25 protein-coding genes, 1 tRNA gene and 1 pseudogene are annotated in these 23,408 nt (G+C 68.4%); 10 read left to right on the top strand and 17 right to left on the bottom strand.

Going from position 1 to position 23,408, the window contains the following annotated elements:
* Positions 1 to 71 precede the first annotated feature (71 nt).
* Together ABD901_RS30110 and ABD901_RS30105 are read left to right on the top strand one after the other, a co-directional pair.
* Positions 72 to 1,178, top strand: a complete 1,107-nt coding sequence (locus ABD901_RS30110; protein WP_345131656.1) for a DUF5937 family protein — start codon at positions 72 to 74, stop codon at positions 1,176 to 1,178.
* A complete protein-coding gene (locus ABD901_RS30105; protein ID WP_345131654.1) occupies positions 1,175 to 2,629 on the top strand; it encodes a beta-N-acetylhexosaminidase in 1,455 nt (484 codons plus the stop codon). The genes ABD901_RS30110 and ABD901_RS30105 overlap by 4 nt, the downstream gene beginning before the upstream one ends.
* On the opposite strand, the gene ABD901_RS30100 is transcribed toward ABD901_RS30105, so the two are convergent.
* Positions 2,626 to 3,663, bottom strand: a complete 1,038-nt coding sequence (locus ABD901_RS30100; RefSeq protein ID WP_345131653.1) for a TRM11 family SAM-dependent methyltransferase — start codon at positions 3,661 to 3,663, stop codon at positions 2,626 to 2,628. The two genes, ABD901_RS30105 and ABD901_RS30100, sit on opposite strands and share 4 nt — an antisense overlap.
* 76 nt (positions 3,664 to 3,739) lie before the next feature.
* On the opposite strand from ABD901_RS30100, the gene ABD901_RS30095 reads away from it, so the two are divergent.
* Together ABD901_RS30095 and ABD901_RS30090 are read left to right on the top strand one after the other, a co-directional pair.
* Positions 3,740 to 3,811 (top strand) — tRNA-Val (locus ABD901_RS30095).
* Between the two features lie 1,121 nt (positions 3,812 to 4,932).
* Positions 4,933 to 5,391, top strand: a pseudogene (locus ABD901_RS30090) (TetR/AcrR family transcriptional regulator); the annotation flags it as partial.
* A gap of 228 nt (positions 5,392 to 5,619) precedes the next feature.
* Here the strand turns inward: ABD901_RS30090 and ABD901_RS30085 are convergent.
* A complete protein-coding gene (locus tag ABD901_RS30085; protein WP_345131651.1) occupies positions 5,620 to 6,456 on the bottom strand; it encodes an enoyl-CoA hydratase/isomerase family protein in 837 nt (278 codons plus the stop codon).
* 182 nt (positions 6,457 to 6,638) lie between these two features.
* Between ABD901_RS30085 and ABD901_RS30080 the strand changes: the two genes are divergently transcribed.
* From ABD901_RS30080 to ABD901_RS30070, 3 genes are all read left to right on the top strand, one after another.
* Positions 6,639 to 6,914, top strand: a complete 276-nt coding sequence (locus ABD901_RS30080) for a tautomerase family protein (protein WP_345131649.1) — start codon at positions 6,639 to 6,641, stop codon at positions 6,912 to 6,914.
* Positions 6,915 to 7,095: 181 nt separating this feature from the next.
* Complete coding sequence (locus ABD901_RS30075) at positions 7,096 to 7,692, top strand: GNAT family N-acetyltransferase (protein WP_345131647.1); 597 nt, start codon at positions 7,096 to 7,098, stop codon at positions 7,690 to 7,692.
* Positions 7,693 to 7,859: 167 nt separating this feature from the next.
* Positions 7,860 to 8,186: a hypothetical protein gene (locus ABD901_RS30070; RefSeq protein ID WP_345131646.1), complete on the top strand. Its 327-nt coding sequence runs from the start codon at positions 7,860 to 7,862 to the stop codon at positions 8,184 to 8,186.
* Here ABD901_RS30070 and ABD901_RS30065 read toward each other — a convergent pair.
* The 9 genes from ABD901_RS30065 to ABD901_RS30025 form a co-directional block, all read right to left on the bottom strand.
* Positions 8,169 to 8,414 (bottom strand): hypothetical protein, encoded by a 246-nt coding sequence (locus ABD901_RS30065; protein WP_345131644.1) that lies wholly within the window; start codon positions 8,412 to 8,414, stop codon positions 8,169 to 8,171. The two genes, ABD901_RS30070 and ABD901_RS30065, sit on opposite strands and share 18 nt — an antisense overlap.
* 351 nt (positions 8,415 to 8,765) lie before the next feature.
* Positions 8,766 to 9,647 (bottom strand): mycothiol conjugate amidase Mca, encoded by an 882-nt coding sequence (gene mca / locus ABD901_RS30060; protein ID WP_345131643.1) that lies wholly within the window; start codon positions 9,645 to 9,647, stop codon positions 8,766 to 8,768.
* 286 nt (positions 9,648 to 9,933) lie between these two features.
* Complete coding sequence (locus ABD901_RS30055; RefSeq protein WP_345131641.1) at positions 9,934 to 11,046, bottom strand: Gfo/Idh/MocA family protein; 1,113 nt, start codon at positions 11,044 to 11,046, stop codon at positions 9,934 to 9,936.
* Between the two features lie 251 nt (positions 11,047 to 11,297).
* Positions 11,298 to 11,543 carry a (4Fe-4S)-binding protein gene (locus ABD901_RS30050; RefSeq protein WP_345131640.1) on the bottom strand — a complete coding sequence of 82 codons (246 nt, stop codon included), beginning with the start codon at positions 11,541 to 11,543 and terminating at the stop codon, positions 11,298 to 11,300.
* A gap of 292 nt (positions 11,544 to 11,835) precedes the next feature.
* Entirely contained in the window at positions 11,836 to 12,981 is a 1,146-nt protein-coding gene (locus ABD901_RS30045) for an MFS transporter (protein WP_345131638.1), read from the bottom strand.
* Positions 12,945 to 13,181: a hypothetical protein gene (locus ABD901_RS30040; protein ID WP_345131636.1), complete on the bottom strand. Its 237-nt coding sequence runs from the start codon at positions 13,179 to 13,181 to the stop codon at positions 12,945 to 12,947. Before ABD901_RS30040 ends, ABD901_RS30045 begins: the two co-directional genes overlap by 37 nt.
* Positions 13,182 to 13,467: 286 nt before the next feature.
* On the bottom strand, positions 13,468 to 13,878 hold the full coding sequence (locus ABD901_RS30035) for a DUF6069 family protein (RefSeq protein WP_345131634.1): 411 nt from the start codon (positions 13,876 to 13,878) through the stop codon (positions 13,468 to 13,470).
* The gene (locus ABD901_RS30030) at positions 13,878 to 14,057 is read right to left on the bottom strand and encodes a hypothetical protein (RefSeq protein WP_345131633.1); all 180 of its coding nucleotides are present in this window, start codon (positions 14,055 to 14,057) and stop codon (positions 13,878 to 13,880) included. The genes ABD901_RS30035 and ABD901_RS30030 overlap by 1 nt, the downstream gene beginning before the upstream one ends.
* 119 nt (positions 14,058 to 14,176) lie before the next feature.
* Positions 14,177 to 14,740 carry an NADPH-dependent FMN reductase gene (locus ABD901_RS30025; protein WP_345131631.1) on the bottom strand — a complete coding sequence of 188 codons (564 nt, stop codon included), beginning with the start codon at positions 14,738 to 14,740 and terminating at the stop codon, positions 14,177 to 14,179.
* A gap of 137 nt (positions 14,741 to 14,877) precedes the next feature.
* Here ABD901_RS30025 and ABD901_RS30020 point away from each other — a divergent pair, with 137 nt between their 5' ends.
* Positions 14,878 to 15,423 carry a MarR family winged helix-turn-helix transcriptional regulator gene (locus ABD901_RS30020; protein ID WP_345131629.1) on the top strand — a complete coding sequence of 182 codons (546 nt, stop codon included), beginning with the start codon at positions 14,878 to 14,880 and terminating at the stop codon, positions 15,421 to 15,423.
* A gap of 266 nt (positions 15,424 to 15,689) precedes the next feature.
* Here the strand turns inward: ABD901_RS30020 and ABD901_RS30015 are convergent, their stop codons facing one another.
* The 3 genes from ABD901_RS30015 to ABD901_RS30005 form a co-directional block, all read right to left on the bottom strand.
* Positions 15,690 to 15,911 carry a hypothetical protein gene (locus tag ABD901_RS30015; protein WP_345131627.1) on the bottom strand — a complete coding sequence of 74 codons (222 nt, stop codon included), beginning with the start codon at positions 15,909 to 15,911 and terminating at the stop codon, positions 15,690 to 15,692.
* Positions 15,912 to 16,060: 149 nt separating this feature from the next.
* A complete protein-coding gene (locus ABD901_RS30010) occupies positions 16,061 to 17,332 on the bottom strand; it encodes a cytochrome P450 (RefSeq protein ID WP_345131625.1) in 1,272 nt (423 codons plus the stop codon).
* A gap of 69 nt (positions 17,333 to 17,401) precedes the next feature.
* The gene (locus tag ABD901_RS30005; RefSeq protein ID WP_345131957.1) at positions 17,402 to 19,051 is read right to left on the bottom strand and encodes an FAD-dependent oxidoreductase; all 1,650 of its coding nucleotides are present in this window, start codon (positions 19,049 to 19,051) and stop codon (positions 17,402 to 17,404) included.
* 243 nt (positions 19,052 to 19,294) lie between these two features.
* Between ABD901_RS30005 and ABD901_RS59165 the strand changes: the two genes are divergently transcribed.
* Positions 19,295 to 20,062, top strand: a complete 768-nt coding sequence (locus ABD901_RS59165) for an RHS repeat-associated core domain-containing protein (RefSeq protein WP_380140032.1) — start codon at positions 19,295 to 19,297, stop codon at positions 20,060 to 20,062.
* A 57-nt stretch (positions 20,063 to 20,119) separates the two neighbouring features.
* Here ABD901_RS59165 and ABD901_RS30000 read toward each other — a convergent pair whose 3' ends face one another.
* Complete coding sequence (locus ABD901_RS30000) at positions 20,120 to 20,296, bottom strand: hypothetical protein (protein WP_345131623.1); 177 nt, start codon at positions 20,294 to 20,296, stop codon at positions 20,120 to 20,122.
* A 31-nt stretch (positions 20,297 to 20,327) separates the two neighbouring features.
* Here ABD901_RS30000 and ABD901_RS29995 point away from each other — a divergent pair, with 31 nt between their 5' ends.
* Complete coding sequence (locus tag ABD901_RS29995) at positions 20,328 to 20,687, top strand: hypothetical protein (protein ID WP_345131621.1); 360 nt, start codon at positions 20,328 to 20,330, stop codon at positions 20,685 to 20,687.
* Here the strand turns inward: ABD901_RS29995 and ABD901_RS29990 are convergent.
* Positions 20,611 to 22,569 (bottom strand): Hsp70 family protein, encoded by a 1,959-nt coding sequence (locus ABD901_RS29990; RefSeq protein ID WP_345131619.1) that lies wholly within the window; start codon positions 22,567 to 22,569, stop codon positions 20,611 to 20,613. The genes ABD901_RS29995 and ABD901_RS29990 overlap by 77 nt on opposite strands.
* Before the next feature lie 540 nt (positions 22,570 to 23,109).
* On the bottom strand, positions 23,110 to 23,283 hold the full coding sequence (locus ABD901_RS29985; protein ID WP_345131989.1) for a hypothetical protein: 174 nt from the start codon (positions 23,281 to 23,283) through the stop codon (positions 23,110 to 23,112).
* Positions 23,284 to 23,408: the final 125 nt, after the last annotated feature.

The following is a 23,408-nucleotide window of genomic DNA, read 5'->3' as shown; positions in this document are numbered from 1 at the left end:
CCGAGTCCCGCCGATTGACGATCCCGGTCAACTGGCGAGCCGTGGAGGGCGGGCGCTGGCACGATTGTGAGGTGCTGACGATCGACATCACCGGCCTGCCGCCCGAGCGGGTGACCTTCGCCGCGTCGCCGCTGGCCGAGCTCACGTCGATGCTGCACGTGCTGGCCGAGCCGGCCCACCATCCGGCGATGCAGGCGTGGGCGGGCGCGACGCTCGCCGGGCTCAAGCCCGCGCTCGCCGACCGGCTGCTCGAGGCCGAGTTCCTGTGGCGCTCCTCGCGGGCCGACTTCCTGGTGCCCGGGCGGCCCGCCGAGCGGCTGGCCGACGAGCTGGACGAGGTCGACCGGCTGCCCGACGACGTCTACGTCGCCGCCGCCCTCGTCACCACCTGCGGCTCCTCGCGGCTGTCGTTCCGCCGCGGCCACGCCGGCGCGGGCCGGGGCTCGCCGCTCACCGACCCGGCGGCGGCCGACCGGGCGCTGGAGCTGGCGCAGGCGCGGGGTCCGCGGCAGGCGGCGTTCGCGGAGCGCCTGCTGGAGGACCCGCCGGCGGTGCGGGCCGCGGTACGCCGCCTGCTCGAGGACTGCGCGGACGCGTTCTTCGCCGACGCCTGGCGGCCGGTCGAGCACCGCCTCGCCGCCGACGCGCGGCACAAGAGCGAGCTGCACGCCCGGCTCGGGCTGGCCGCGGCGCTCGATGCGGTCTCGCCCGCGGCGAGCCTGTCGGAGCACGGCGGCGCGCGCGAGATCCGGCTCGACAAGCTGCAGGACAACTGGACCTCCGGCGCCGACGGGGTGACGTTCATCCCCTCCGTGTACGGGCGCCCGCACCTGCTGACCGTGCACGCGCCCGGCTGGCGGCCGGTCGTGCAGTACGCGGCGGCCGACCGCCACGACCCGCCGCCGCTGTCGCTGGACCTCGTGCGGCGCCGCCTCGAAGCGCTCTCCCACCCGGTGCGGCTGCGGCTGTGCCGGACCCTCGCCCGCGGCCCGCACACCACCGGCGAGCTCGCCGAGGCGTGGCAGCTCACCGCGCCGGAGGTGTCGCGGCACCTGGCCGTGCTCAAGAAGGCCGGCCTGCTGACGACGACCCGCCGCGGCCGGTACGTCAGCCACGCCCTCGACGTCTCGGCGACCGCCGCGCTCGGCGCCGACCTGCTGGAGGCGTTCCTGCGATGAACGAGCTCTCCGTCATTCCGGTTCCGGCCGAGGTGTACCCCGAGCCGGGCGTCGTGTTCAAGCTGCGCCCCGACGCCGTCATCCGCTCCGACTCGCCTTCCGTCGGCGCGTACCTGGCGGACCGGCTGCGCCCGCCGACCGGCTACGCACTGCCCCTCGCGCAAGGCCCCGGCCACGGCATCGAGCTGCTGCTGGCGGACGCGCCGGCGGGCGAGGAGGAGTACACGCTGGAGGCGACCGCCGAGCGCGTCACCGTTAGGGCGCGGACGGACGCGGGGCTCTTCTACGGCGTGCAGACCCTGCTGCAGCTCCTGCCGTCCACCGTGGAGGCCAGCACCGTCCAGGATGGACCGTGGACCGTCCCCGGCGGACGGATCGCGGACCGGCCGCGGTACGCGTACCGGGCCGCGATGCTCGACGTGTCGCGGCACTTCTTCGGCGTCGAGGTGCTAGAGCGTTTCGTCGACCGGCTCTCGCGGTACAAGATAAATGTCCTGCACTTGCACCTGAGTGACGACCAGGGCTGGCGGATCGCCGTGAACGCGTGGCCGCGGCTGGCGACCGTCGGCGGCGCGTCGCAGGTCGGCGGCGGCCCCGGGGGCCACTACAGCCAGGAGCAGTACGCCGGCCTGGTCGCCTACGCCGCCGCGCGGCACGTCACGCTGGTGCCCGAGATCGACATGCCCGGCCACGTCAACGCCGCCCTGAGCGCCTACCCCGAGCTGAACGCCGACGGCGCCGCCCCGCCGCCGTATACCGGCGTCGACGTCGGCTTCAGCACCCTGAGCGTCGGCAAGGAGGTCACGTACCGCTTCGCGCGCGACGTGCTCGAGGAGATCGCCGCGCTGACGCCCGGCCCGTACCTCCACATCGGCGGCGACGAGGCGCAGAGCACGACGCCGGAGGACTACGTCGAGTTCATGGCGCGCGTCCAGCCGATGGTCACCGCGGCCGGCAAGACCGTCATCGGCTGGCACCAGATCGGCCCGGCGGCGCGCGAGCCGGGCCGGATCGCGCAGTACTGGGGCAGCACCGACGAGCCCGACGCGGACATCCGCGCGGCCATCGCACAGGGCGACCGCGTGCTGCTGTCGCCGGCGAACCGGGTGTACCTCGACATGAAGTACACCCCCGACACGCCCATCGGCCTGGACTGGGCCGGCCACGTGACCGTTCGGACGGCGTACGAATGGAACCCGGCCACCCTGCTGCCCGGCGACCCGGACGTCATCGGCGTCGAGGCTCCACTATGGACGGAAACGGTGTCCACACCGGACGACATCGACCTGCTGACCTTCCCGCGCCTGCCGGCGGTCGCCGAGCTGGCCTGGTCGCCGCAGCCGTCCCGCGACTGGCCCGGCTTCCGCGCGCGCCTGGCCGTCCACGGTCCACGGTGGACACTGCTGGGAATAGCGTTCTTCGAGAGCCCGGAGATCCCCTGGCAGTTCTAGAGCGGTTTGCGCGCCACGATCACGTCGCGCAGGATCGCCTGGTCGACCCGGTGCCGGAACGACTCGTACGGCGCCTCTTCGACGACCTCGAGCCCCGCGTCGGCCAGCAGCCCGGCCGCCAGCTCCCGTTTGGCCACGAACGTGTTCCAGGCGACCCCCATCGCCCCGCCCGGCCGCAGCAGCCGCGCCCACACCGGCGCCGCCTCGGCCAGCAGGTCCTCCGGGCTGCGCACCAGCCCCTTGCCGGTCGTCCGGCTGCCGTGCTGCACCCCGTACGGCAGGTCGGTCACCACGAGGTCGAACGAGCTCTCCTTGAAGAACTCCCCCGACCGCACGGTATCGGCGTTGACCACGTCGAGCAGCTGCGTGCTCTTGGCCTTGTACTCGTCGCGGTCCGCCGCCAGCTCGATCCGCAGCCGCTTGGCCACCACCTGCCGCTCCCGCCGCACCGGCCCGAACTCGGCCTTGTGCTTGACCCGCTTCCGCTTGAGCCACGTCTGGATGAAGGCGGCGTAGGCTTCGAAGTCCTTCTGATCCCGATCGACACCGGCAGCGTCGAACCCGTACATCAACGCCTGGTTGAGCGTCGTCCCGCGCCCACACAGCGGGTCCAGCACCCGGAACCGCCGCTCGAGCATCTCCCCGGCGTGCGCCGAGGCGAGCAGCGTGACGTTGAGCAGCAGCTTCGTAAACTGCTCATTGGTCTTCCCTTGGTACTTCAGAATCGTGATCAGATCATCGTCGAACCGATCGAGGTTCGTCAGCCCAACGGGCCGCAGCATCTCCCCGACAACCTCGAACAACGCGTACACCGACGACAGGTTCCCCAGCAGCGCCGCGCCACGCTCCCCGAGCTCATCCACCTCAAACGTGACATAAGGAACACCCGCCACTTCACGCGTGCCGATGTTCTCCAGCCGCCCCCCGAGCACCGCCCGGTCGAACGCGAGCAGCTCCGCCTTGGTCAACTCAACGGCCGAATCGGCGTACACCCGATTGGTGGAAGGCAGGATGAGCAGTGCATATAGCGCCATAGACCCCACACCCTAGCCGACACGCGGGGTACCAGGGTGCAACCCCCGGGGTCAGTGATGTAGAGTTCGTCTTCGCGGGCGATTGGCGCAGCGGGAGCGCGCTTCGTTCACACCGAAGAGGTCACTGGTTCGATCCCAGTATCGCCCACCGCACGTTTTTGCAGCTAGATAGCCTGTTGCCGGAGTTCTCGGTAACGGGCTATTCGGTTCTTGCTCCTTATTTGGGGAGCAAACGGGGAGCACAAGATCATCAGCAGGACTACCCAATCCGCCCCAAGCTGATCGCCGCCTTGGCCATCGTGGCGGCCTGGTGACGGACTACTTCTGGAGCAGCAGGTCCGCACCAGCACCGTGGCCAAGGCACCAGCTCCGAGCGCCGGGCGCTCCCTCGATCCACCACGTCAAGTTCGGCATTGGCGGCGCGAATTGGGTCCTGATGGCGCTCGGCGTGTCGCTGGCCCTCTTCGGCATCGTCACGATGGTGTTGCTGCGACACCAACTGTCAGCGACGAGCGGCCCGCCGTCGGAGGTGAACCGGCCAGCCCAGCGCGCCAGCGAGCCGGTGGTCGCCAAGCGCTTGCAAACTTCGCCACGGCACAGACTTCGCCAAGGGTCGGGGCGAGCCGGGCGGCTGCCATGGGCCAGGAATGCTGGATGGGAAGCGGTCGCGGCTTGGCCCCGGATGGCACCTCGCCACGACTCGACCTCTAGACCAACGGATTAAAAGTCCGCAGCTCTGCCATTGAGCTAGCAGCCCGCGCACACAGGGTACCCTGTCCAGCCACCACGGCTCGCGTCCGTTTCCGTCCCGGCGCGTATTGCCTGGTCCGGACGTTGCCGGTCCACATTGCGGAACATGGCAGTGTGCCGTCGGTCGCGAAATCCGGTAGATTCGGGCTGGTCCGTCCACGGTCCTGAACATCCGAGCACCCACGGAGCACCCACGGCGACCACCATCCCGCGTATCAGCTCGCTTGCCCGCCATCGAGGAGAGTGGTCCAGGGATGACCCAGCTCGTGGACCAGCTACATCGACGCCCGACACGCGCGGCCGGGAGCTGTCTGTTCGCCCGTCACCGACGGTCAGGCGAGCAACCTCGGAGCAACCAGCACGTGTCCCGACAGCTGGTCAATCATGCCATCCGGGAAGCCGAGCACCCAGGTTGACGGCCCTCCGCGACGCAGTTCGGCCGAGGGCCGGATACCGACGGCGTGGCAGTGGCCCCCGAGCCGACGCGGTACGTGGCGCTGCATCCGGGGGCGCTACACCGAGGCGGGCGTGTCGCTCAAGCGGCTGTACCGGCTCCCGTCCAAGGACGACTTGGTCGAGCAGGTGCTGGCGCGCCGGCACGACATGTGGAACGCGCTGGTCGCCGACGCCACCGCCGTCGACGACCCGCGGCTGAGGCTGCTCGCGATCTACGACATGCTCGCGCGCTGGTTCGACCAGGACGACGTCCGCGGCTGCATGTTCATCAACTCGTTCGGCGAGCTCGGCGCGACCGCGCCGCGGATCGCCGAGATCGTGCGGGCACACAAGGCCGGCTTCCAGGCGCGCCTGGCCGAGATGGTGGCGGAGGCCAGCGCGCCGCCCTCGCTGGCGGCACAGCTGGCGATCCTCGCCGAAGGCGCACAGACCACCGCCGCCATCGCCGGGACGAACGAGTCCGCGACACAGGCCCGTCAGGCCGCCGCCGTGCTCATCGACGCCGCCGCTCCACCCCGTTGATCCCGGTACGAGCCGCCGGTCACGGCTGCTCTCTCAACATCAACTACGCTGCCCTCAGCGGCATAACCCGTGTCCAAGATCAGGGGCCAAGACCCGTTATTGATCGGCAGCCATAAACGAGAGACGGCCGGGCCGGTGGCGCCGGCAAGCACGAGCATTGACACCGCTCTGCCTTGGCCGGGGCAATCGCCCGGATTCAGCAACGGGGCACCCGCCGACGCTGCCGCCTCAGCCGGGGAACTCCGCCACGGCCTTGCCGAGGTCGCGTTCGAGTTCACCGGGCGTCTGGAGGCCCCGGTCCGCCAGGTACTCCAGACGCTCACGGCTTTCGGGCAGTGCAACCAGGCCGAGGAACGTGGCCGAGTCGGAGCGCACGCTCGCCGGGTGCGGCAGCGTGAGGTCATTGATCGCGCGCTTGGCGGTCTTGACCCCCTCGGGCGGAAAGCCGGCGATGCGCTTGGCCAGGCGCTCGACGAAGCCGTCCAGCTCGGCGTCGGGCAGGGCGCGGTTGATCCAGCCGTAGCACTCTGCGAGATCGGCATCAAAGTCGTCGGCGCCGGTGATGGCTTCGATGGCGCGTGTTCTGCCCAGTCGCCGGGTCAGGTGCTGCATGCCGCCGGCGCCGGGCAGGGCGCCGGTGCCGGACTCGAACTGCCCGAAGATAGCGTTCTCGCGCGCGGCGAAGATCATGTCGCAGGCAAGGGCGAGTTCGTTGCCGCCTCCGCGTGCCCTGCCGCGCACCTTGGCGATGGTGATCACTGGGACATGCGCCAGCTTGAACAGGAGCATGCCGAGCGAGGCGTCACCGGGGCCGCCGGCCTTCGCGGCCTCTGCGGTGTACTGGGGGATCGCCGTGAGATCCACGTGCGCCGCGAAGAATTCGGGTGAGGCGCTGTCGATGACAACAACTCGCACGTCACCGGGGTCGGTGTACAGCGTGTCGAGGAGTGAGACGAGGTCACGGACAAGGTCGACACCGATGAGGTTGAGGGGGCCGGCGTCGAGGGTGGCGAACAGGACACCGGCCTGCTCCCGGGTCTGAATCGACGAGTAGGCGAAGCTCATGATCTTTCCTTTGAGTGAGGGGTTCGGAATGGAGCTGGGAAGGGTCACGGGGCATGGTCTTGCCTCGGATCGTGCCGGGCACGCCGGGGAAGCGGTCCTTTGCCCGTCAGGCGAGGTGCTCACGAAACCAGGCGCGGGCGGCGCCGCTCGCCTGAGGAATACCCCAGGGCGACCGGTTCATCATGATCAGTGAGCACGGCGAGAGCGAACTCTTCCTGGACCCGACGTTCATGTGCATGCAGCGCAGCAGCGACACCATGATCATCACGCTTCAGCTCGGGGCCCACCGGCCTCTGGAGGACAAGCGGGCAGTGGCGGCGGTCATCAACAACCTGGTGATCGAGGCACTCGGCGTCTCACCCCATGACATCTTCATCGCGTTGATTCCGGTCCCGAATGAAAACTTCTCCTTCGGCCGGGGCGAACTCCAGCTTGCCGACGGCGCACCACGCTGGTGAACCATGGCCGCACGGTGAAGTGCCGCACCCGAGTACCGGACAATCTCAGCAAGCAACAGGAGGCGTTCGGCGAACCGCTGACTTCCTACGCCGATCACCGATCCGGGGCTCAGGTGTCCAAGATCAGCGGTCAACTCCCTACCAACTCGTGACCGTCAAGCGTGTGGCAAGGTAGGTCGCTGTGCCAAACCGAATCATGATGATCCGCCCGAACCTTGACGACCTACCGCCGTCCGAGTTACCCGAGCCGTACACGATTCGCTGGCACCGTGACGGAGACGCCCAGCACTGGATGACCATCAAGTCCGCGTCCGACATGCATCACCAGGCCCCGCCGGACTATTACGAGCGAATGTACGACGCGCATCCCGACTCGCTCGGGCAGCGGCAGGCGTTTCTCTGCGAACCCTCCGGCAAGCCAGTAGGCACGGTCACGGCCTGGTGGTTCGAGAACGTCGACGACCCCAGTCTCGGCAAAGTCAACTGGATGCTGATCGCCCCTCAAGCCCAGGGCCGCGGATTGTCCAAGCCCCTGCTGGTGGCCTGCTGCGCGCGCCTCGCCGCCCTCGGCCACACCAGAGCAGCGCTCTACACGCTCACGCAGCGGATCCCAGCCATCAACCTGTACCGCAGCTTCGGCTTCGTACCCCTCATCAGGCACCCCGCCGACGTGCAGGCCTGGGCTGCCACGAACCCGCTGATGAAGCACCCCTATGCGGAAACGGAGTACCTGCGCGGTCCCGAGCTCGGCATCGACGTCGCCACGCTGTCCGACTGAGACCGCCTGCGCCGTTCGATAACTCGGTCAATGGTCCTGACGTGCGTTTTTGTGCGTCCGGTTGTCGTTTGTGGTGGACATGCTGACGGTCGTGATCCTGTCGTCGGGTATCTGTCGTTCGGGTACCTGGTGCTGCACCAGGGTCCTGCACCTGATGATCCTCGGGTTTGCGTCGTGAGCGGTCGAAGGAGATCGAGATCCTGGTGCTGCGGCATCAGGTCGCGATGCTGCGGCATCAGGTCCACCGGCCAGACCTGCAACCCGCCGACCGCGCGGCGCTGGCCGTGCTATCCCGGCTACTGCACCGCCAGCAATGGACGACGCTCTTCATCATCCCGGCAACGCTGCCGCGCTGGCATCGCAACCTGATCGCCCACACGTGGACGTATCCCCACCGTGCGCCCTGGGCGGCCACCGGTACGGGCGGAGATCCGCGCCCTGGTGCTGCTCCTGACTCGCAGGGCCCGGCAAAGTCGTTAGGTGATGCCGAGTAGGGCCAGTGGTCGGTTGACTTCCCGGCCGTGGTGGCGGTTGGCGGCGGAGATGTTGGTGACGCCGGCCAGGCGCAGGACGCCGATGGCGGCGTTGCGGATAGCGGCCATGACCTGGGGACCGGTGCCGGTGCGGATCTGGGAGCGGTATTCGTCGTAGGTGACGTCGCGGACCCAACGGGTCTTGTTCTCGATGGAGCAGTGCCCGCGTATCCAGTCGGCGAGGTGCATTGGTTTCGCTTGATGCGCTTGGAGGCGCTGGAGCCGGGCCCTGAGAGGATCGACCGCTGGCAGCGGCGGGCCGGCACCCGCAACGACGCCGCCCCAAAGGTGCGACAGCGAGACGCCGCAGCGTGATGATGGACCTCGATGCGGATCGCCGAGCATTCGGCATTCCGTATGCCATCACCGCCGTGTCGAGGCCCCTGGCATCGAATCTGCAGAAGCGGTCGCCTCGCAGGGACGCTGACGCCGCGGCACCTCTGGTCACCAGCACCGACACGGTCCGGAACGGAGCTTCGTCCCTTTGGAGACGATACCGCCTCCCACCTGGGCGGGTGGGGGTTTCCGGCGGCGACAGGATCAAACGGTGATGTCGGCGGTGATGCCAGCGAACAGGTCGTCCTCGGGGAGCCGGGTGCCGACCAGTGAGCGGGCCAGCTCGTAGTCTTCGGTCGGCCAGACCACGCGCTGGACGTCGAGCGGCACCCGGAACCATGGGCCGTCCGGGTCGATCTGCGTGGCGTGGGCGATCAGCGCCCGGTCGCGCACCTCGAACCAGTCGGCGCACTGCACCCGGGTGGTGAACTCGCGCTCCTTGCGGCCCTCCTCGTCCCAGCCGGCGATCCACTCGCCGTAGGGGGACTCGTGGCCGTGCTCGACCAGGTAGGCGTGGAGGGCGCGGATCCGGGCCATCGAGATGCCGTGGTTGTAGTACACCTTCAGCGGCTGCCAGGGCTCACCGGACTCCGGGTAGGCCTCGGGGTCCGCGGCCGCCTCGAAGGCGGCCATCGTGATGGTGTGGGTCATGATGTGGTCGGGGTGCGGGTAGCCGCCGTTCTCGTCGTACGTGGTGATCACGTGCGGACGGAACTCCCGGATCAGCCGGACCAGCGGCTCGGCTGCCTTCTCCACCGGCTCGAGCGCGAAGCAGCCCTCGGGCAGCGGGGGCGGTGGGTCGCCCTCCGGCAGGCCGGAGTCGACGAAGCCCAGCCAGGCCTGCTTGACGCCCAGGATCTCGCGGGCGGCGTTCATCTCTTTGCGCCGTACCTCGTGGAGGTTGGCCTCGAGCTCCGGGTCGCCTTGGAGCTTCGGGTTGAGAATGGAACCGCGCTCGCCGCCGGTGCAGGTGGCTACCAGGACGTCCACGCCCTGGGCGACGTACTTCGCCATGCTGGCGGCCCCCTTGCTGGACTCGTCGTCCGGGTGCGCGTGGACCGCCATCAATCGCAGTTGCCCTGTCAACGCATGTTCCTTCCGCATCGCCCCGCTGCGGGGGGGTGTCGTTAGCCGGGGCCCTCCGCACCGAGCAGAGGACCACTCAGCGGCCCGCCATGCATTGCATGGCGTGATGTTGTGCGCGTATCGCTCCACCGTCGCCGTGGCGATCAACCCGAGCTTCTCGTTGGGCATCTGAGCTCACGTCGCGGTGAACACGACCGGCGCCCGGACGCCGCGGGCCATTCAGGAGGCCGTTCAGCCCTCCACATGCCGTGGTCGTCGCACTGGGCACCGGTCGAAGGTGTCAGTGTCAGAGGGTGACGCGTTCTCCGCTGGTGGAGGACCGCTCGATCGCGTCGAGGAGCCGGTGGAGCTTCACCGCTTCGTCGAAGTCAGGAATCTGGTCGACTGCCGAAGGGCCTTCGGCGAAGCGCGCGTAGGCTTCGGCGACATTGACGGCGGTGCCGTCGAGTTCCTGCGGAACGGTGCGGTACTTCTCTGGGATCTCCAACACGGACAGGCTCATGTCGTCGCCGCGGCCACCGAGCAGGGTCAGCTCGGACAACTGGACGTGTCCCAATGGTCCTGTGATCCGAAGGTCGCCCTCCGTACCGTTGATCTCCCACAGCAGGTTGGCGCCGCGCGAGACCCCTCCGCGGTAGTGCGCTGAAACGACGACGCCGCTGGTGAGCACGCCGCTCACGGCGATCTGGTCGTCGATGTTCCGCGTGCGGACCTCCTGGGTCTCTGCCACGGTGTAGGTCGGGCGTCGGATTTCCAGCGTTGCCGAGACTTCGCGGAATTCGCCCAGGATCCAGCACAGGGCATCGACGGTGTGACCGAACGGGATCGTGAGCATGTTCGCGCCGTTGGCTCGGTCGTTCAGGTAGATCATCGCCTCGGGCTCCGTTGCACCAGTGCTGCCGGCCGAGCCGACGAGCGTGGTGGACAGCACCTCGCCGATGTAGCCATCGCGGATCAGGTCTCGGACGTAGCGGATCGTCGGCGCGGACCGGGCCTGCAGCCCGACGGCGGTGCGGACGCCGAGCTTCCGAGCGCGGTTCGCCATCGCCTCCGCCTCGGCCAGCCCGTTGCCCAAAGGCCACTCGCAAAAGACCATCTTCTGCGCGTCGAGGGCGGCGTCGACCAGTTCCAGGTGGTGGGGGACCTTGACCGTGACGGTAACGAGATTTACGTCCGGATCGCTTGCCAGGTCCCGCGCGCTCGGGAACGCATGGGGGATCCCCAATGCCTCCGCAGCGGCCCGGGAGGACTGCTTGCTGCTGTTCGCCACCGCGACCACCTCGTAGCCCGGCAGGCTGCGCAGCGCCGGGACGTGCGAACGGGCCGCCCAACCTTGTCCCGGGGTGAGCCCGACTATCCCCACCCCGATCGTCGTGTCGGAGGGCGTTGTCTCTGTCATGGCGATGAATTCTCCTTATCTTCTGGTGAACTGTCTGACGCCGGATTGGGTGTGTGCTTCGCACGGACGGCGACTCCGTGGGGCGGTCGCCACGGCATCACTCACCGCAGGACCCCGAGTGATCGCAGTACGGCTGATAGCCGCTCTGCCCGCAGGCGCACAGGATCGCCCTGGTCTCGGCGCGCGGGTGCTCTGCTCAGCTCACCGCGCACGGCCAACTGCCCGATAGCACCGCGGACGATTCGCGTGGGTCAGTCGGGGGTCTCCGTCCCGCCGTCCGCAAGTTCGTACTGCAGCGCGCCCGAGGGGCAGCGCGGCACCACGTCGGCCAGGCGATCAGCCGCGGCACCATCCGGCTGGATCCACGGGCGCCTCGCCGTATCGAAGACCTCCGGCAGGCCATGGATGCATTCGGCGGCGTGCAGGCAACGCCTGGCCTCGAACGTGACCGTGATCGATTGCCCCTTGTACGCCTTCTTCTCGGACCTGCCGCTCATTCCGGCCTCCTCCACCGCCGCCTTCGGCTACGACGGTCCTATGCGGTGCCGGCCCGGGCGAAGCCGCTGGCCGTGCCGAACTCCTCGTACGGTTTCCTCGTCCAATTCGTCTGGGTCCTGGGCCATCGGCTGCGGGTCCGGGCCGCCAGGAAGCCAAAGACACCCACCCCCGCAGCGCGGGTGCGGACCTCGCTGAGCCGCAAACTCAGGGAGCCGCTGCAGATCCCGGAAGTCGTGGGTGCGAGGCGTCCCTTCCACGCGCCCACGACAGGTCTCGGGAGTACCCGCCGCGTCAGTGGGCGACAACCGGCACCGCCACCTCGTCCTCGACGCCCTCGCTGCCCGCGTGCCCGGCGTTGATCAGGACCAGGGCGATCAGCGCGGCGAGCATCAGCATGCCGACCGCGAACCAGATGGCATTGGTGTAGCCGTGCACCACGCCCTGCAGCTGGACCAGCTGTTGCTGCGGCTTCGTCGCGGCGTCGGCGATGTGGTCCTGGACGTACAAGGTCGTCGCGGAGGCGGCGATCGTGTTCAGCAGGGCCGTGCCGATCGCGCCGCCCACCTGCTGCGAGGTGTTGACCATCGCGGAGGCGACACCGGCTTCCCGGGGCTCGATGCCCAGGGTGGGCAAGGACATGGCGGGATTGAACGTCGTACCCATGCCGAGACCGAGCAGCACCAGCGCCGGCAGGACGGTCGAGGCGTACGACGAGCCGATCTCCAGCTGCGCCAGCAGGAACAAGCCGACCCCGGCCACCAGGAAGCCTGAGCCCATCAGGAACCGGGCCGGGACGCGGGTCATCAGACGCGTGCCGATCTGCGTCGAGCCGACCATGATGCCCGCGACCATCGGCAGGAAGCAGAACCCGCTTTTGACCGGCGAGTAGCCCTTCACGACCTGCAGGTAGTAGGTCAGGAACAGGAAGGTGCCGAACATCGCGATGACCGCGATGCCGAGTGAGAGGTAGACGCCGCCGCGGTTGCGGTCGGTGACCACGCGCAGGGGCAGCAGCGGTGCCTTGACCTTGGCCTCGGTGAGGACGAAGGCGAGCAGCAGGACCACCGCCGCGACGAACAGCGAGATGGTCGTGGTGTCGCCCCAGCCGTCCGACTCGGCGCGGGTGAAGCCGTAGACCAGGCAGACCAGGCCCAGGGTGGACAGGACGACGCCGGGGATGTCGAGCGGGGAGCGGTTGCGGCCGCCCTCGGGCTCACGGACGACGAAGAAGGCGCCGGCCGCCGCGACGATCGCGAACGGGATGGTGACGAAGAACGTCCAGCGCCAGTCCAGGTATTCGGTGAGCACACCGCCGAGGATGAAGCCGACAGCGCTGCCCCCACCGGCGATCGCGCCGTAGATGCCGAACGCCTTGGCGCGCTCCTTGGCGTCGGTGAACATCACGGCAAGCAGGGAGAGCGCGGCGGGGGCGAGCAAGGCGCCGAACATACGACCCACTGCCGGTCGCCGTCGGAGATGCCCAGGTCCTGCTGGGCGGAAGGCAGGGCGATGTTCACGATGGTGGTGTCGAGGACGACCATCAGCTGGGCGAGCGCGATGAAGACGAGCGCTTTCCAGCGCTCGGCGTGCGCGTCACCGGGAGCATTAAAGGCTGTTCGAGACATGAAGGTATCCACTCCGGGACTTCGTGAGGAATAGGCTGGCTGAAGGTGCCTGAGGACGTGCTTCGATGGGATCGCCGCATCCGCGAAGGCCTCCTCCGCGGAGAAGGTCACTTCTTTCCGGCCGTACCCGCTCGCGTCGTGAGACAATGGGCTCGGTGCGGGTCCCGGAACCTGACCCGTGTCCGTTCCGTTCCGGGACACGGCCCGCTCCGCCTGTCGCCGTACCAGCCCCCACGGTCGCGATCCGACCGCGTCGTGGCTCAGCGGCGACCGGCATCGCGGTTCCGCGGACCGGTGGTCAGGCCTTCCGGCGGCTGAAAGTTGAGATCAACACGGCGGCGACCGCGATGTGCATCAGCGCCAGGATCGTCTTGGCTGCCCCGGTTGCCTCGAAGATGAACAGGGGCAGGAAAGATACCAACAACACCACCACGGCAAGCACCGTCCACACGACCGGTGCGCTGCGGGTAAACCGGTCCAGCAGCGCCCGCGCACCCCAGCCGAGCAGACTGACGGCGAGCGCAAAGGTGACGGTCAACGGCAAGCCGACCGCTGAGGGCGCCTGGCCGTTGCGGGGGTCGACACGCAGCTCGATACCCAGAATCTGGGCGGCCGTCCAGAGCAGCGCGGCGGCCAGGACGGCACCGCCGACCGTCAGGGCGCCGACGCGCAGCCGCGTGGCTGTCGGGGAGACGGACGTGCTAGTCATCAGGAACTCCTTGACGGAACGAAAATGATCTTGCCGACGGCTGCCACCGGACTCGGCGTCGTGGCGCACCGCGACGCCGAGTCGGTGAGGGGACGAGGCGCGGTGGCGTCGATCCCGATGGTGCCGGCGTCGACGAGCGCGACCGGTGCGGCGAGGTGGCTGGTGTCGTTGCGGGCCATGAGTGCACCGCGTTGACCTGGGAACCGGTGGGCACCTCGACCGGGACGGTGCCGGACACGACGACGCCACCTGCCTGAGGATGGACGGTTTCCCGTCGCCCTTCCGGTGGGCGAGGGCGTCAGACCCGGACCGTCTTAAGGGCGCGGGTCCAGGACTCCAGCTGGTCGAACAGGGTGGTCGCGGCGGCGTCGTGCTGCTCGCCCGGCTTGAAGACGGAGAAGTTCTCGAAGTCGGTGAACAGCGAGAAGGACAGCTGCTGACGTACGTGGGCCAGCTGCAGTTCGCTGGCCACGGTCCGCAGGTGCTCGATGGCCCGAGCGCCGCCGAGGGAACCGTAGGAGACGAAGGCGGCGGCCTTGTTGTTCCACTCGCCGTACAGGTAGTCGATCGCGTTCTTGAGTACGGCGGAGGTGGAGTGGTTGTACTCGGGGGTCACGAAGATGTACCCGTCGAACCCGGCGATCTTGGCCGCCCATGCCTTGGTGTGCTCGCCCTGGTACTGGCCCATGGCCGGCGGCATGGCCTCGTCCAGGTGGGGCAGCGGGTAGTCGGCGAGGTCGACCAGCTCGTACTCGACGCCGGCGCGGGCGCCGGACCGGTCCACCACCCAGTCCGCGACCGCCTTGCCGTTGCGGCCGGGACGGGTGCTGCCGAGGATGACGGCGATCTTCAGGTCATACATGGGTTGTTCTCCTTAGCGGCTGCCCGTGCCAGGCCAACCCTCTGACTTGAATGTTCATCTGAGACGCTAGCAGTGACTCATGAAGATTCAAGTGTGAGCTGCGACTCGTGAACGTTCATGTCAGATAGACTCGGGGCATGCCAAAACAGCCTGCGCACCCGAACGATCAGCCCCGCTGGCTGACCCCGGCGGAGCTGGAGACATGGCAGCAGTTCGCCCTGATGCTGCACAAACTGCCCACCGCCCTGGACGCGCAGCTGCAGCAAGACGCACACCTCAGCTACATCGAGTACTACGTCCTCGCCGGACTGTCCGACCAGCCGGGACGCCGCATGCGGATGAGCGACCTGGCCGTCCTCGCCAACTCCGAGCAGTCCCGTCTCTCCCACATGATGAGCAGGCTGGAACGCCGGGGTTTCGTCCGCCGCGAACCCGACCCTACCAACGGCCGCTACACCCATGCGATCCTGACCGACGCTGGCTACGCCCATCTCGCCGAAGCCGCACCAGGGCACGTGGGCCAGGTACGCGACCTCGTCTTCGACGTTCTCGACCCCGCAGAGCTCAACAGCCTGCGCGCCACCGCCGAGAAGATCAGCGAGAGGATCGACCGCTGGCCGCGGCGGGCCGACACCCACCAGGACGCCGCCCCAAACGTGCGACAGCGGGACGCCACATCTTGATGATGAACCTCGATGCGCCGCCGAGCGAGCATTCGACATTCCACACCGCCCCAGCAAACGTTCAAGCATCAGGTCAGTGACAGCGGCGCGTCGGCGCTCAGGCCGACACGGCAGTTTTCCTGGTCCACCATGGTGATGGTCGTCGTTCCACGCGACTCGCCGGCGCCGGCGTCGACCTCGACGACGGCCGGAGCGATCAGAACCGGCGCTCGGGCGCCGCCGCTGCGATCTCGGCCGGGAACTGGACTGCCGCTTTGGATCCGGCCCTACGGTCGACGGAGGAAGGTGTGCGCCACCAAGGCCATCGCCGCCCGGTTGGCCTCGGCGGCGACCGGAATTTCTTGACGCCGGGCCAGCGCGATCGCCAGCACGTTGGCAGTCGTGCGACCGAGACCCACGTTGCCGCTGACCGTGGTGACCCCAAGATGTCCGGTTCCTCGCTTGCCACGCTGAGGAGCAATGCCGTCATGTCGTCGACGCTGGGTCACAGTCCAGAATCACCGGGATCGCCACCCGCGAGTTCTCCCAGACGCTCGGCGGGCGCGGCTGAAGGCCGGGCCAATGTGGCCCTGGGTTCGAACCAGACGCCTCGTGGTATGACCATGCGCTGACCCACCCGCCCACGACACGGCGTCTGTCAGCGTCCATGTGCCATGACGCGGTCCGCCGTCTGCGCCGCCGAGGCGATCGCGTCGAATTCGACTACGAGGTGCCGCGGTCCGCGCAGCTCCGGGTTGGGCCGGTACGGGGGCGGGTCGGCGACCAGACGGGGGTTCACGAGTCGGCGGGCCAGTGCCGGCAACGCCACCTGTGTCTCGATCCTGGCCAGCGGGGCACCGAAGCAGTAGTGGATGCCGCCGCCGAAGCCGAGGTGCCGGTTGTCGGTGCGGTCGGGGTCGAAGCGGTCCGGGTCGGGGAAGCCGTCGGGGTCGCGGCTGCCGGCGGCGAGCATCAGGATCAGCGGGGAGCCTTCGGGGATGGTGGTCCCCGCGATTTGAATATCGGCGAGCGTGGTGCGCCGGTTCAGCATGTGCACCGGTGGTTCGTAGCGCAGCAGCTCCTCGACCAGCGGGGTGATCAGGTCGGGTTGGTGGCGCAGCCGGTCGAGCACGCCGGGGTGGCGCAGCAGGGTGAGCATGCCGTTGGTGATGAGGTTGACGGTGGTCTCGTGGCCGGCGACCAGCAGCAGGGCGGCGGTGCTGAGCAGGTGCTCGCGGGCCATCGGCGCGTGCGGGCCGGTGTCGGTCAGCAGCCCGGAGATCAGGTCGTCGCCGGGCTGGCGGGCGTGGGCGTCGGCGAGTCCGCCGAGATACCCGCCCAGCTCGGCGCTAATCTGCTGCCGCCGTTGCTGACGCTGCATGAATGTGCCCGTGGTCACGTCGAGGGTCTCGATGAGCGCGTCGGCCCAGACGTGGAAGCGCGGCTGGTCCTCGCGGGGGACGCCGAGCAGGTGGCAGATCGCGGTCACCGGCAGCGGGTAGGCGAAGTCGTCGACGAGGTCGACGCGGTGCTTCCCGGCGAGGTCGTCGATGAGCCGGTCGGTGACATCGACCAGCCAGGGGCGCATGCCCTCGATGCGGTCGTGGGTCTGCGGCGGCCCGAACGGCCGCATGGCCAGCTCTCGTAGCTGGTCGTGCTCGGGCGGGTCGCGCTGGATGAACGATTCGGGCAGTCCGGATGGCGCCTCCTCGGATGTGGTCGCGGCGCCGGCCATCTCGGGGTGGTTGCGGGGGTCGGAGCTGACCCGTGGGTCTTTCAGCAGCGCGACGATCTCGTGGTACGTGCTCACGACGTAGGTGCCGTCGGGCTCGCGCGTGACCGGGGTCGTGCGCAGCTCGGCGTACAGCGGGTAGGGGTTGGCCCGGTTGGCGGGGTCGAGGATCTGTTCGACGATGCTGGCCTGTGCCACAACAACCATGCCTTCCTGGGATTCCCCCCGCGGGGGGCGCTGTGCCACGCCGGTGTGTCGACGCTCGGGTCAGTGGTGGTTGATCAGCTCGGCCCGGCGCTCGCTCGGATCGTGGCCGGTCACCACTACGGTGGCCTCGAAATCGCGGATGTTCCGGTCGGGCATCTGGGCCGACACGGGCCGGCGGTCGGCCGGCAGGTCGACGGCGCGGTAGTTGGGCGGGAACGGTGCGGCCGCCTCGATCATGCCCTGGTAGAACTCCAGCCACTTGCCCTGGTCGAACCCGACGGCGGCGGTGATGCGGCCGTGGTAGCCGTAGACGGCCACAAACTGCCGATCGGCCACCGAGCCCTGGGCGATGACGATCTCGTCGGCGAAGGTCGGCACTCCGACGGACTTGAGGTTGACGCCGAACTGGGACGACCAAAACACCGGCGTGGCCAGGTGAGGCCACCGGTCCGGCGGGGCGTTGACCATGTTGTGGGCGGCAACCTCAGCCTGGGTAACGGCGTTGCCCCAATGTTCGAGCGCCAGGAACTGGTAGTCGTACAGCGGGTGCGGGAAACGAGCGATGTCCCCGGCGACGAAGACGTCGTCGGTGGTCACACCGTCGACGTCGAAGGCGCGGCAGCCGGCATCACAGCCCACACCCCAGGCACCCGCGGCCAGCCCGGAACCGCGCAGCCATTCGGTATTGCGCACCGCCCCCAGCGCCACGACAGCCACGTCGGTGTCGATGGTGGTGCCGTCGGACAGGTGGGCGCGGCGCAGCCGGCCCGCACCGTCGCCCTCCAAGGTGTCGACCGTGACGCCACACCGCAGGTCGACGCCGTGCTGCCGCTGCAGGTCGGCGGCCACCGCGCCGATCACCCCGCCCAGCGCCCCCACCAGCGGCGCCGGACCCCGCTCGATCACCGTCACCGGCAGGTCCAGACGTCGGCAGGCCGAGGCGACCTCCGAGCCGGTGAACCCGGCGCCGATGACCAGCACCCGCCCGGGCCTCTCGGCCAGCCGGTGCTGCAGGCCCGCGGCATCGTCCCGGGTCCGCAGCACGAACACCCCGTCGAGTGCGGCCTCGGCGTCGTTCAACCAGGGCCGGGCGCGGGTCCCCGTGGCGATCAGCAGCCGGTCGAACTCAACCGCGTCGCCGTTGGCCAGGCGGACCTGCTTGGCGGGCAGATCCAGCCCGCTGGCGGGCACGCCCAGCCGCCACTGCGCGGCGAACTCGACGCGCAGCGGCAGGCCGGTGTGGTCCGGCGGTATCCCCCCGTCGAGAACCTGCTTGGACAGTGCTGGGCGATCGTACGGCGCGTACGGCTCATCCCCGATCATGGTCAGTGAGCCGGCGAAGCCCTCCCGGCGCAACACCGCCGCGGCCCGCAACCCGGCCAACGACGCACCCACGATCACAATGCGGCCGTCCCGGCGGAAGGCCTCGATCGCCGCAGTCCGCCGGGCCGACGCGACCGAGCCGGACGGCCTAGCCGGCCCTGGCGACGTGGCCGCCGACAGCATGGCCGGCGCGGCAGCCTCCCGGTTGCCGATCCCGTCGATCAGGATGGCCTGTACCGGGCAGGCCGCCGCGGCTCGCAGGACCCGATCCCGCTGCGCGTCATCGGGCTCCGCGTCATACACCAATGCCTCGGCGCCACGCATTCGGAAGACCGCAGGAGCGAGAAAAGCGCACTGCGCGTAACCCTCGCAGCGCGTGAGATTCACGACAACCCTCACCGACCGGCACTTCCCGGCCCGCCAGCGGGCAAACCTTTCAGCACGTATACGTGCGTATCCCGTGCGGCGTCGACGACCCTATGGATAAGGTCCGGGCAGAGCGTACGCTTTCAGGGAGCGACCAGGGATACATCATGCCGCTCCTCCGGACCTCGACACACGATCTCCACGCGGACCTGGAACGCCTCGTGAACTGTCACGAGCGACCTGGAGTGGCGCGTCGGGCGATAGCTGACCACCGGCAACCGCACCAAGGACACCAAGCACGTCACCTCCGGCGACACCGTCCGCGACTACACCTACCCGTCCTCCGGCCCCACTAGCGTCCGCCCGCACACCGTCACCGGCATCGCCAGCACCGGCGCCGTCACCAGCACCGACAGCTACACCTACGACAACGCCGGCAACACCCAGACCCGCACCATCACCGCCGGCCCCAACCAGACCCTCACCTGGGACAAGGAAGGCCACCTCAGCACCGTCGCCGACAGCACCGGCACCACCACCTACACCTACGACACCGGCGGCGCATGGCTCGTCGCCGCCGACCCGCAGGGCACCACCGTATACCTGGCCGGGTTCGACCTGCGCCAACAGAACGGCACCACCACCACAACCCGCTTCTACGGCAGCGTCGCCGTCCGAACCACGGGCGGCCTGACCTGGCTCGCCGCCGACTACCACGGGACCGGCGCCCTCACTATCGACGCCGTCGCCCTGACCACGACCCGACGCCGGCTCGACCCGTTCGGCAACCCGCGCACGGCTACCAGCGTCGCCTGGCCGGCCAACCGCGGCTTCGTCGGCGGCATCCTCGACAACACCGGCCTGACCCACCTCGGCGCCCGCGAGTACGAGCCCACCACCGGCCGGTTCATCTCCGACGACCCGATCACCGACCCGTCCGACCCACAACAGATCAACGGGTACAGCTACGCCCGCCAACAACCCCACCACCGGCAGCGACCCCACCGGCCTGCGCATCTGCAGCGGCCCTGACGACTGCGGCGAAGGCCAAGGGCCGGCAAACTTCGACCCGACGCGCGGCAACCCGGGCTACGGCAACGGCTCATCGCCCGCCAGTTCCGCCACCAACAAGAACATCTGCGGCGGCAGCTGCCACAAACCGAAGCCGATCGCGAACCCCGGCATCACGCAGGTCGACGACGCGCCGAGCCAGGGAGACATCGACAAGGCCAAGAAGCTCAAGGAAACCAGCACCGTCGACGTCATCCTCAGCGTTGGTGGCCAGATTCTCCTCGACATGATCGGTGTCACCGACGCCGTCGACTGCTTCACCAAGGGCGACATCGGCGGCCGCGTCAACACCATCCTCAATGTCATCCCATGGGGCATAGCCTTCAAAGCCCTTAAAATCGGCGAAGCCGCCTGGCGCGTCGGACGAGCCGTTGTCAGATTCCTCGGCGAACTCAAATGGGCCGAGCGCATCCTTGCCAAAGCCGAACGCGCCGCCACCAAGGTCCCGGTAACAGGGTTATGGAACCCCGCAGGCTCAGTAATGTGGATCTTGAGTTGGCCGGATTTCGTTACGCGCTGCCAGGTGTCGGCAAGTCCTGCCAGACGATCACCTCGAGCAGAACGCCCGACGCGTCGATCGACTTAACGCGGACGAACGCTTGATTCCATTCGTGTGAGAGGCCAAGGTTGTCAACGCGACCAGTGGCCATACATAGGGCCGATCCAGTACGGACGGGTGCTGGCGTGTACTCCAGTCGATGAGTGGAGCGATTCTCCACACATGCGGTCATCGTTGGTTGGCCGCCGTCCCACGACCCGAAGACATCCAAGAGAGGAAGCAGAGTGCCACTCTTCGACCATTCGAGTTCGTAGTCTTGTGAGTCCGCTTCCAAGGAGGGTGGAACTGCATCCAGGTCAACCCGCGTGTGCTTGCCGCTGAGTCGGACCTCTCCGCTCCATCGCGTAGGCGAGCTGGCCTGCGTTGTCGATGTCGTGTCGGCTCCTTTACTCGGGTTGCCGTTGAATCGGTTCAGGAGTGGAACGGCAGCCAGGGCGAGGATCACGACGATGGCGGTCAGACCAAGCCAGCGATGCCGGCGCAATGCCGCGAATCCGCGAGGCCCCGTGGGGAGGCCGGCGATGCCCGGCGATGACGCTTTCACACGCGGACCGGTGGTGGCGGGTCGCTGCGCAACCGAGGCGGTGGCTATAGATTCGGCGCGGTCAGGCATTATTTCGGCACGGGACGGGTCGGGCTGTCCGGCGTCGGGTACGGGGCCGGCGTCGACCTCTGTCGCGATGGTGGTTCGGGGCGCCGCTTGGTCCTCCGGGATATCGATGTTCCGCGCAGCCGTGAAACCGGGTGCGGCCACGGTGCCCGACATATTGAGGGTAGCTGTCGCTGGGCCAGGCCGTGCAGCCGACAGGGCTGCGGCATCCGCGACCGGCACGGTTGTCTCGCTGGTCGGTGGTGCCGATGTGAGGCTGCCGTGTGTCACGACGAGCTCGGGCTGCTCAATGACTACCGGTGCTACACCGAGAGCCTGGTGCAGCAGGGTCGCCACCAGCGGCACGCGGGTAGCCCCGCCGACCAGGAAGACCCCAGCCAGGCGATCCGCCGTGACACCGCTGGTGAACAGGGTGGACGTGGTCAGCGTGACCGTGCGGTCGAGCAGCGGCCGTGCGAGCGCCTCAAACTCCGCGCGGGTAATGTGGATCTCTCGATCCCCGAACGGCAATGGGATGCCGGCTGTCGCAGCTCGGCTGAGCTGCTCCTTGACTGTCCGGGCGTCGTCCCAGAGCAGGCGGCGGTTACGGAAGTCGGAGAGAGTGTGTGGCTGCTCCAGCCGGGTGCGCGTCTGCTCGTCGACCGCGGCGAGGACGCAGTCGACGATCAGCGCGTCCATATCCACTCCGCCGACGTCGTCGAGCCCGGCCGCAGCCGCGACTTCCCAACTGCGGTCCCGCGTCCGACGTACCACGGTGATGTCGAACGTCCCGCCACCGAGGTCGTACACCACGACAGACGCACCGGCGGGTACCTGGTGGCCAAGGACCGTGGTGAAGTAGCTTGCGGCAGCGACCGGCTCGGGTACGAGCCGCACACCGGTGAGTCCGGCGAGAGCTGCGGCCTCCGTCAGGATGTCCCGGCGCGGTTGTCCCCAACCAGCCGGATGGGTGAGACTCACCGATGCCGGCACACCGGCCGTCACCCGACGGGCCTCCTCGGCCACCCTGCCCAGCACTGCGGCCACCGCCTCGACCACGCTGACCTGCGATTCGCCCAGGAGCAACGTACCTTCGCCAATACGGCGCTTGGGGTTGGGTTCATATGCTGCCGGGTTCAGCCGGGCTCCGCGCTCAGCGTCTCGTCCCACCAGCAACCGGCCTGAGTCCGCGTGGATACCCGACGGCAGCAGCGGCGACGAGTCGAACAGCAGAACCTCGGAACGGCCGCCACGCACCGCGATAGCGGCCACGGTGTGGGAGGTACCAAAGTCGATACCGAGATCAAAGGTAACGGCCACGCCGGGCAGGTTATGCGGATTCGCCGCCGGCCAGGAATGGGGTGAGCAGCCGTACCTTCCACTCCAGAAGGATGATCTTCCAATCAGTCCCAGCCGTGAGGGCGGTGGCGGCGCATTGGAACACTGATCAACGAATACTCGCTGGCCGCATAGCCCGAACCGGCCTTACGAGCCCCACAGGGTCCACACTCGTGTTGCTGATGCTGGCCGTCGCGTAACGAAACGGCGTATGGCGGACAGCTACCGGGGTGCTATCCGGCGACCGCCAGCCTCCAGGGGGACCTTGCAGCGAAGAATTCCCGGTGCCCGATCAACGCGATCGCTCAACGCAACAGCGCCCGGCCGAGCGCACTCTCCCGCGGCCGGCGGGGGCGTCGTCGGTCAAGTCGGTGCCGGGACGCAACGTTGAATTAGTGCGTCGGTCAAGCGGACCACACCGGTGGCGGTGCAAAGCTCGGTGACGAGTACCCCGGTGTCTTGCCTGTACCACTGTGGACGCTCACGACTTTCGGATCTGGCGATGATCTCGTGGTCCACGCGTCAGGTGTTGAGCAGGATTCGGCGGCGCAGGAGGTCGAAGCCTTCCGAGTACGCCCCCGCCCTATCTCGACAAACGATGTCCGCTCCAGGATGCTCCCGCAGCCACGCGGCGAGAGGTTCGGCGTCACGGCCGGGCAGCACGTCGACCGGCCGGTGGGTGTCCGCGTCCAGCATAAGAAACAACCCGGGAGTTCCTGGTGTGGTCTGTCCACCGTGGAATCTGTTGCGTGGCTCTGACCTGGACATCTGCTGGTTCAACTGAAGAGAGGTGCTGGGCTGACGTTACTTCAGGATTTCTG

The organism is Dactylosporangium darangshiense, assembly GCF_039537565.1.
In the GTDB taxonomy this organism is placed as follows: Bacteria; Actinomycetota; Actinomycetes; order Mycobacteriales; family Micromonosporaceae; genus Dactylosporangium; species Dactylosporangium darangshiense.
This window is presented reverse-complemented; position numbering and strand designations above follow the sequence as displayed.

Bases quoted from the DNA above. Each gene is read 5' to 3' on its own strand.
- ABD901_RS30105 (WP_345131654.1), top strand. From the start codon at position 1,175: ATGAACGAGCTCTCCGTCATTCCGGTTCCGGCCGAGGTGTACCCCGAG.
- ABD901_RS30100 (WP_345131653.1), bottom strand. From the start codon at position 3,663: ATGGCGCTATATGCACTGCTCATCCTGCCTTCCACCAATCGGGTGTAC.
- ABD901_RS30085 (WP_345131651.1), bottom strand. From the start codon at position 6,456: ATGAGCTTCGCCTACTCGTCGATTCAGACCCGGGAGCAGGCCGGTGTC.
- ABD901_RS30080 (WP_345131649.1), top strand. From the start codon at position 6,639: ATGATCAGTGAGCACGGCGAGAGCGAACTCTTCCTGGACCCGACGTTC.
- ABD901_RS30065 (WP_345131644.1), bottom strand. From the start codon at position 8,414: ATGCACCTCGCCGACTGGATACGCGGGCACTGCTCCATCGAGAACAAG.
- ABD901_RS30055 (WP_345131641.1), bottom strand. From the start codon at position 11,046: ATGACAGAGACAACGCCCTCCGACACGACGATCGGGGTGGGGATAGTC.
- ABD901_RS30050 (WP_345131640.1), bottom strand. From the start codon at position 11,543: ATGAGCGGCAGGTCCGAGAAGAAGGCGTACAAGGGGCAATCGATCACG.
- ABD901_RS30035 (WP_345131634.1), bottom strand. From the start codon at position 13,878: ATGACTAGCACGTCCGTCTCCCCGACAGCCACGCGGCTGCGCGTCGGC.
- ABD901_RS30030 (WP_345131633.1), bottom strand. From the start codon at position 14,057: ATGGCCCGCAACGACACCAGCCACCTCGCCGCACCGGTCGCGCTCGTC.
- ABD901_RS30025 (WP_345131631.1), bottom strand. From the start codon at position 14,740: ATGTATGACCTGAAGATCGCCGTCATCCTCGGCAGCACCCGTCCCGGC.
- ABD901_RS30020 (WP_345131629.1), top strand. From the start codon at position 14,878: ATGCCAAAACAGCCTGCGCACCCGAACGATCAGCCCCGCTGGCTGACC.
- ABD901_RS30000 (WP_345131623.1), bottom strand. From the start codon at position 20,296: ATGACGTCGACGGTGCTGGTTTCCTTGAGCTTCTTGGCCTTGTCGATG.
- ABD901_RS29995 (WP_345131621.1), top strand. From the start codon at position 20,328: ATGATCGGTGTCACCGACGCCGTCGACTGCTTCACCAAGGGCGACATC.
- ABD901_RS29985 (WP_345131989.1), bottom strand. From the start codon at position 23,283: ATGCTGGACGCGGACACCCACCGGCCGGTCGACGTGCTGCCCGGCCGT.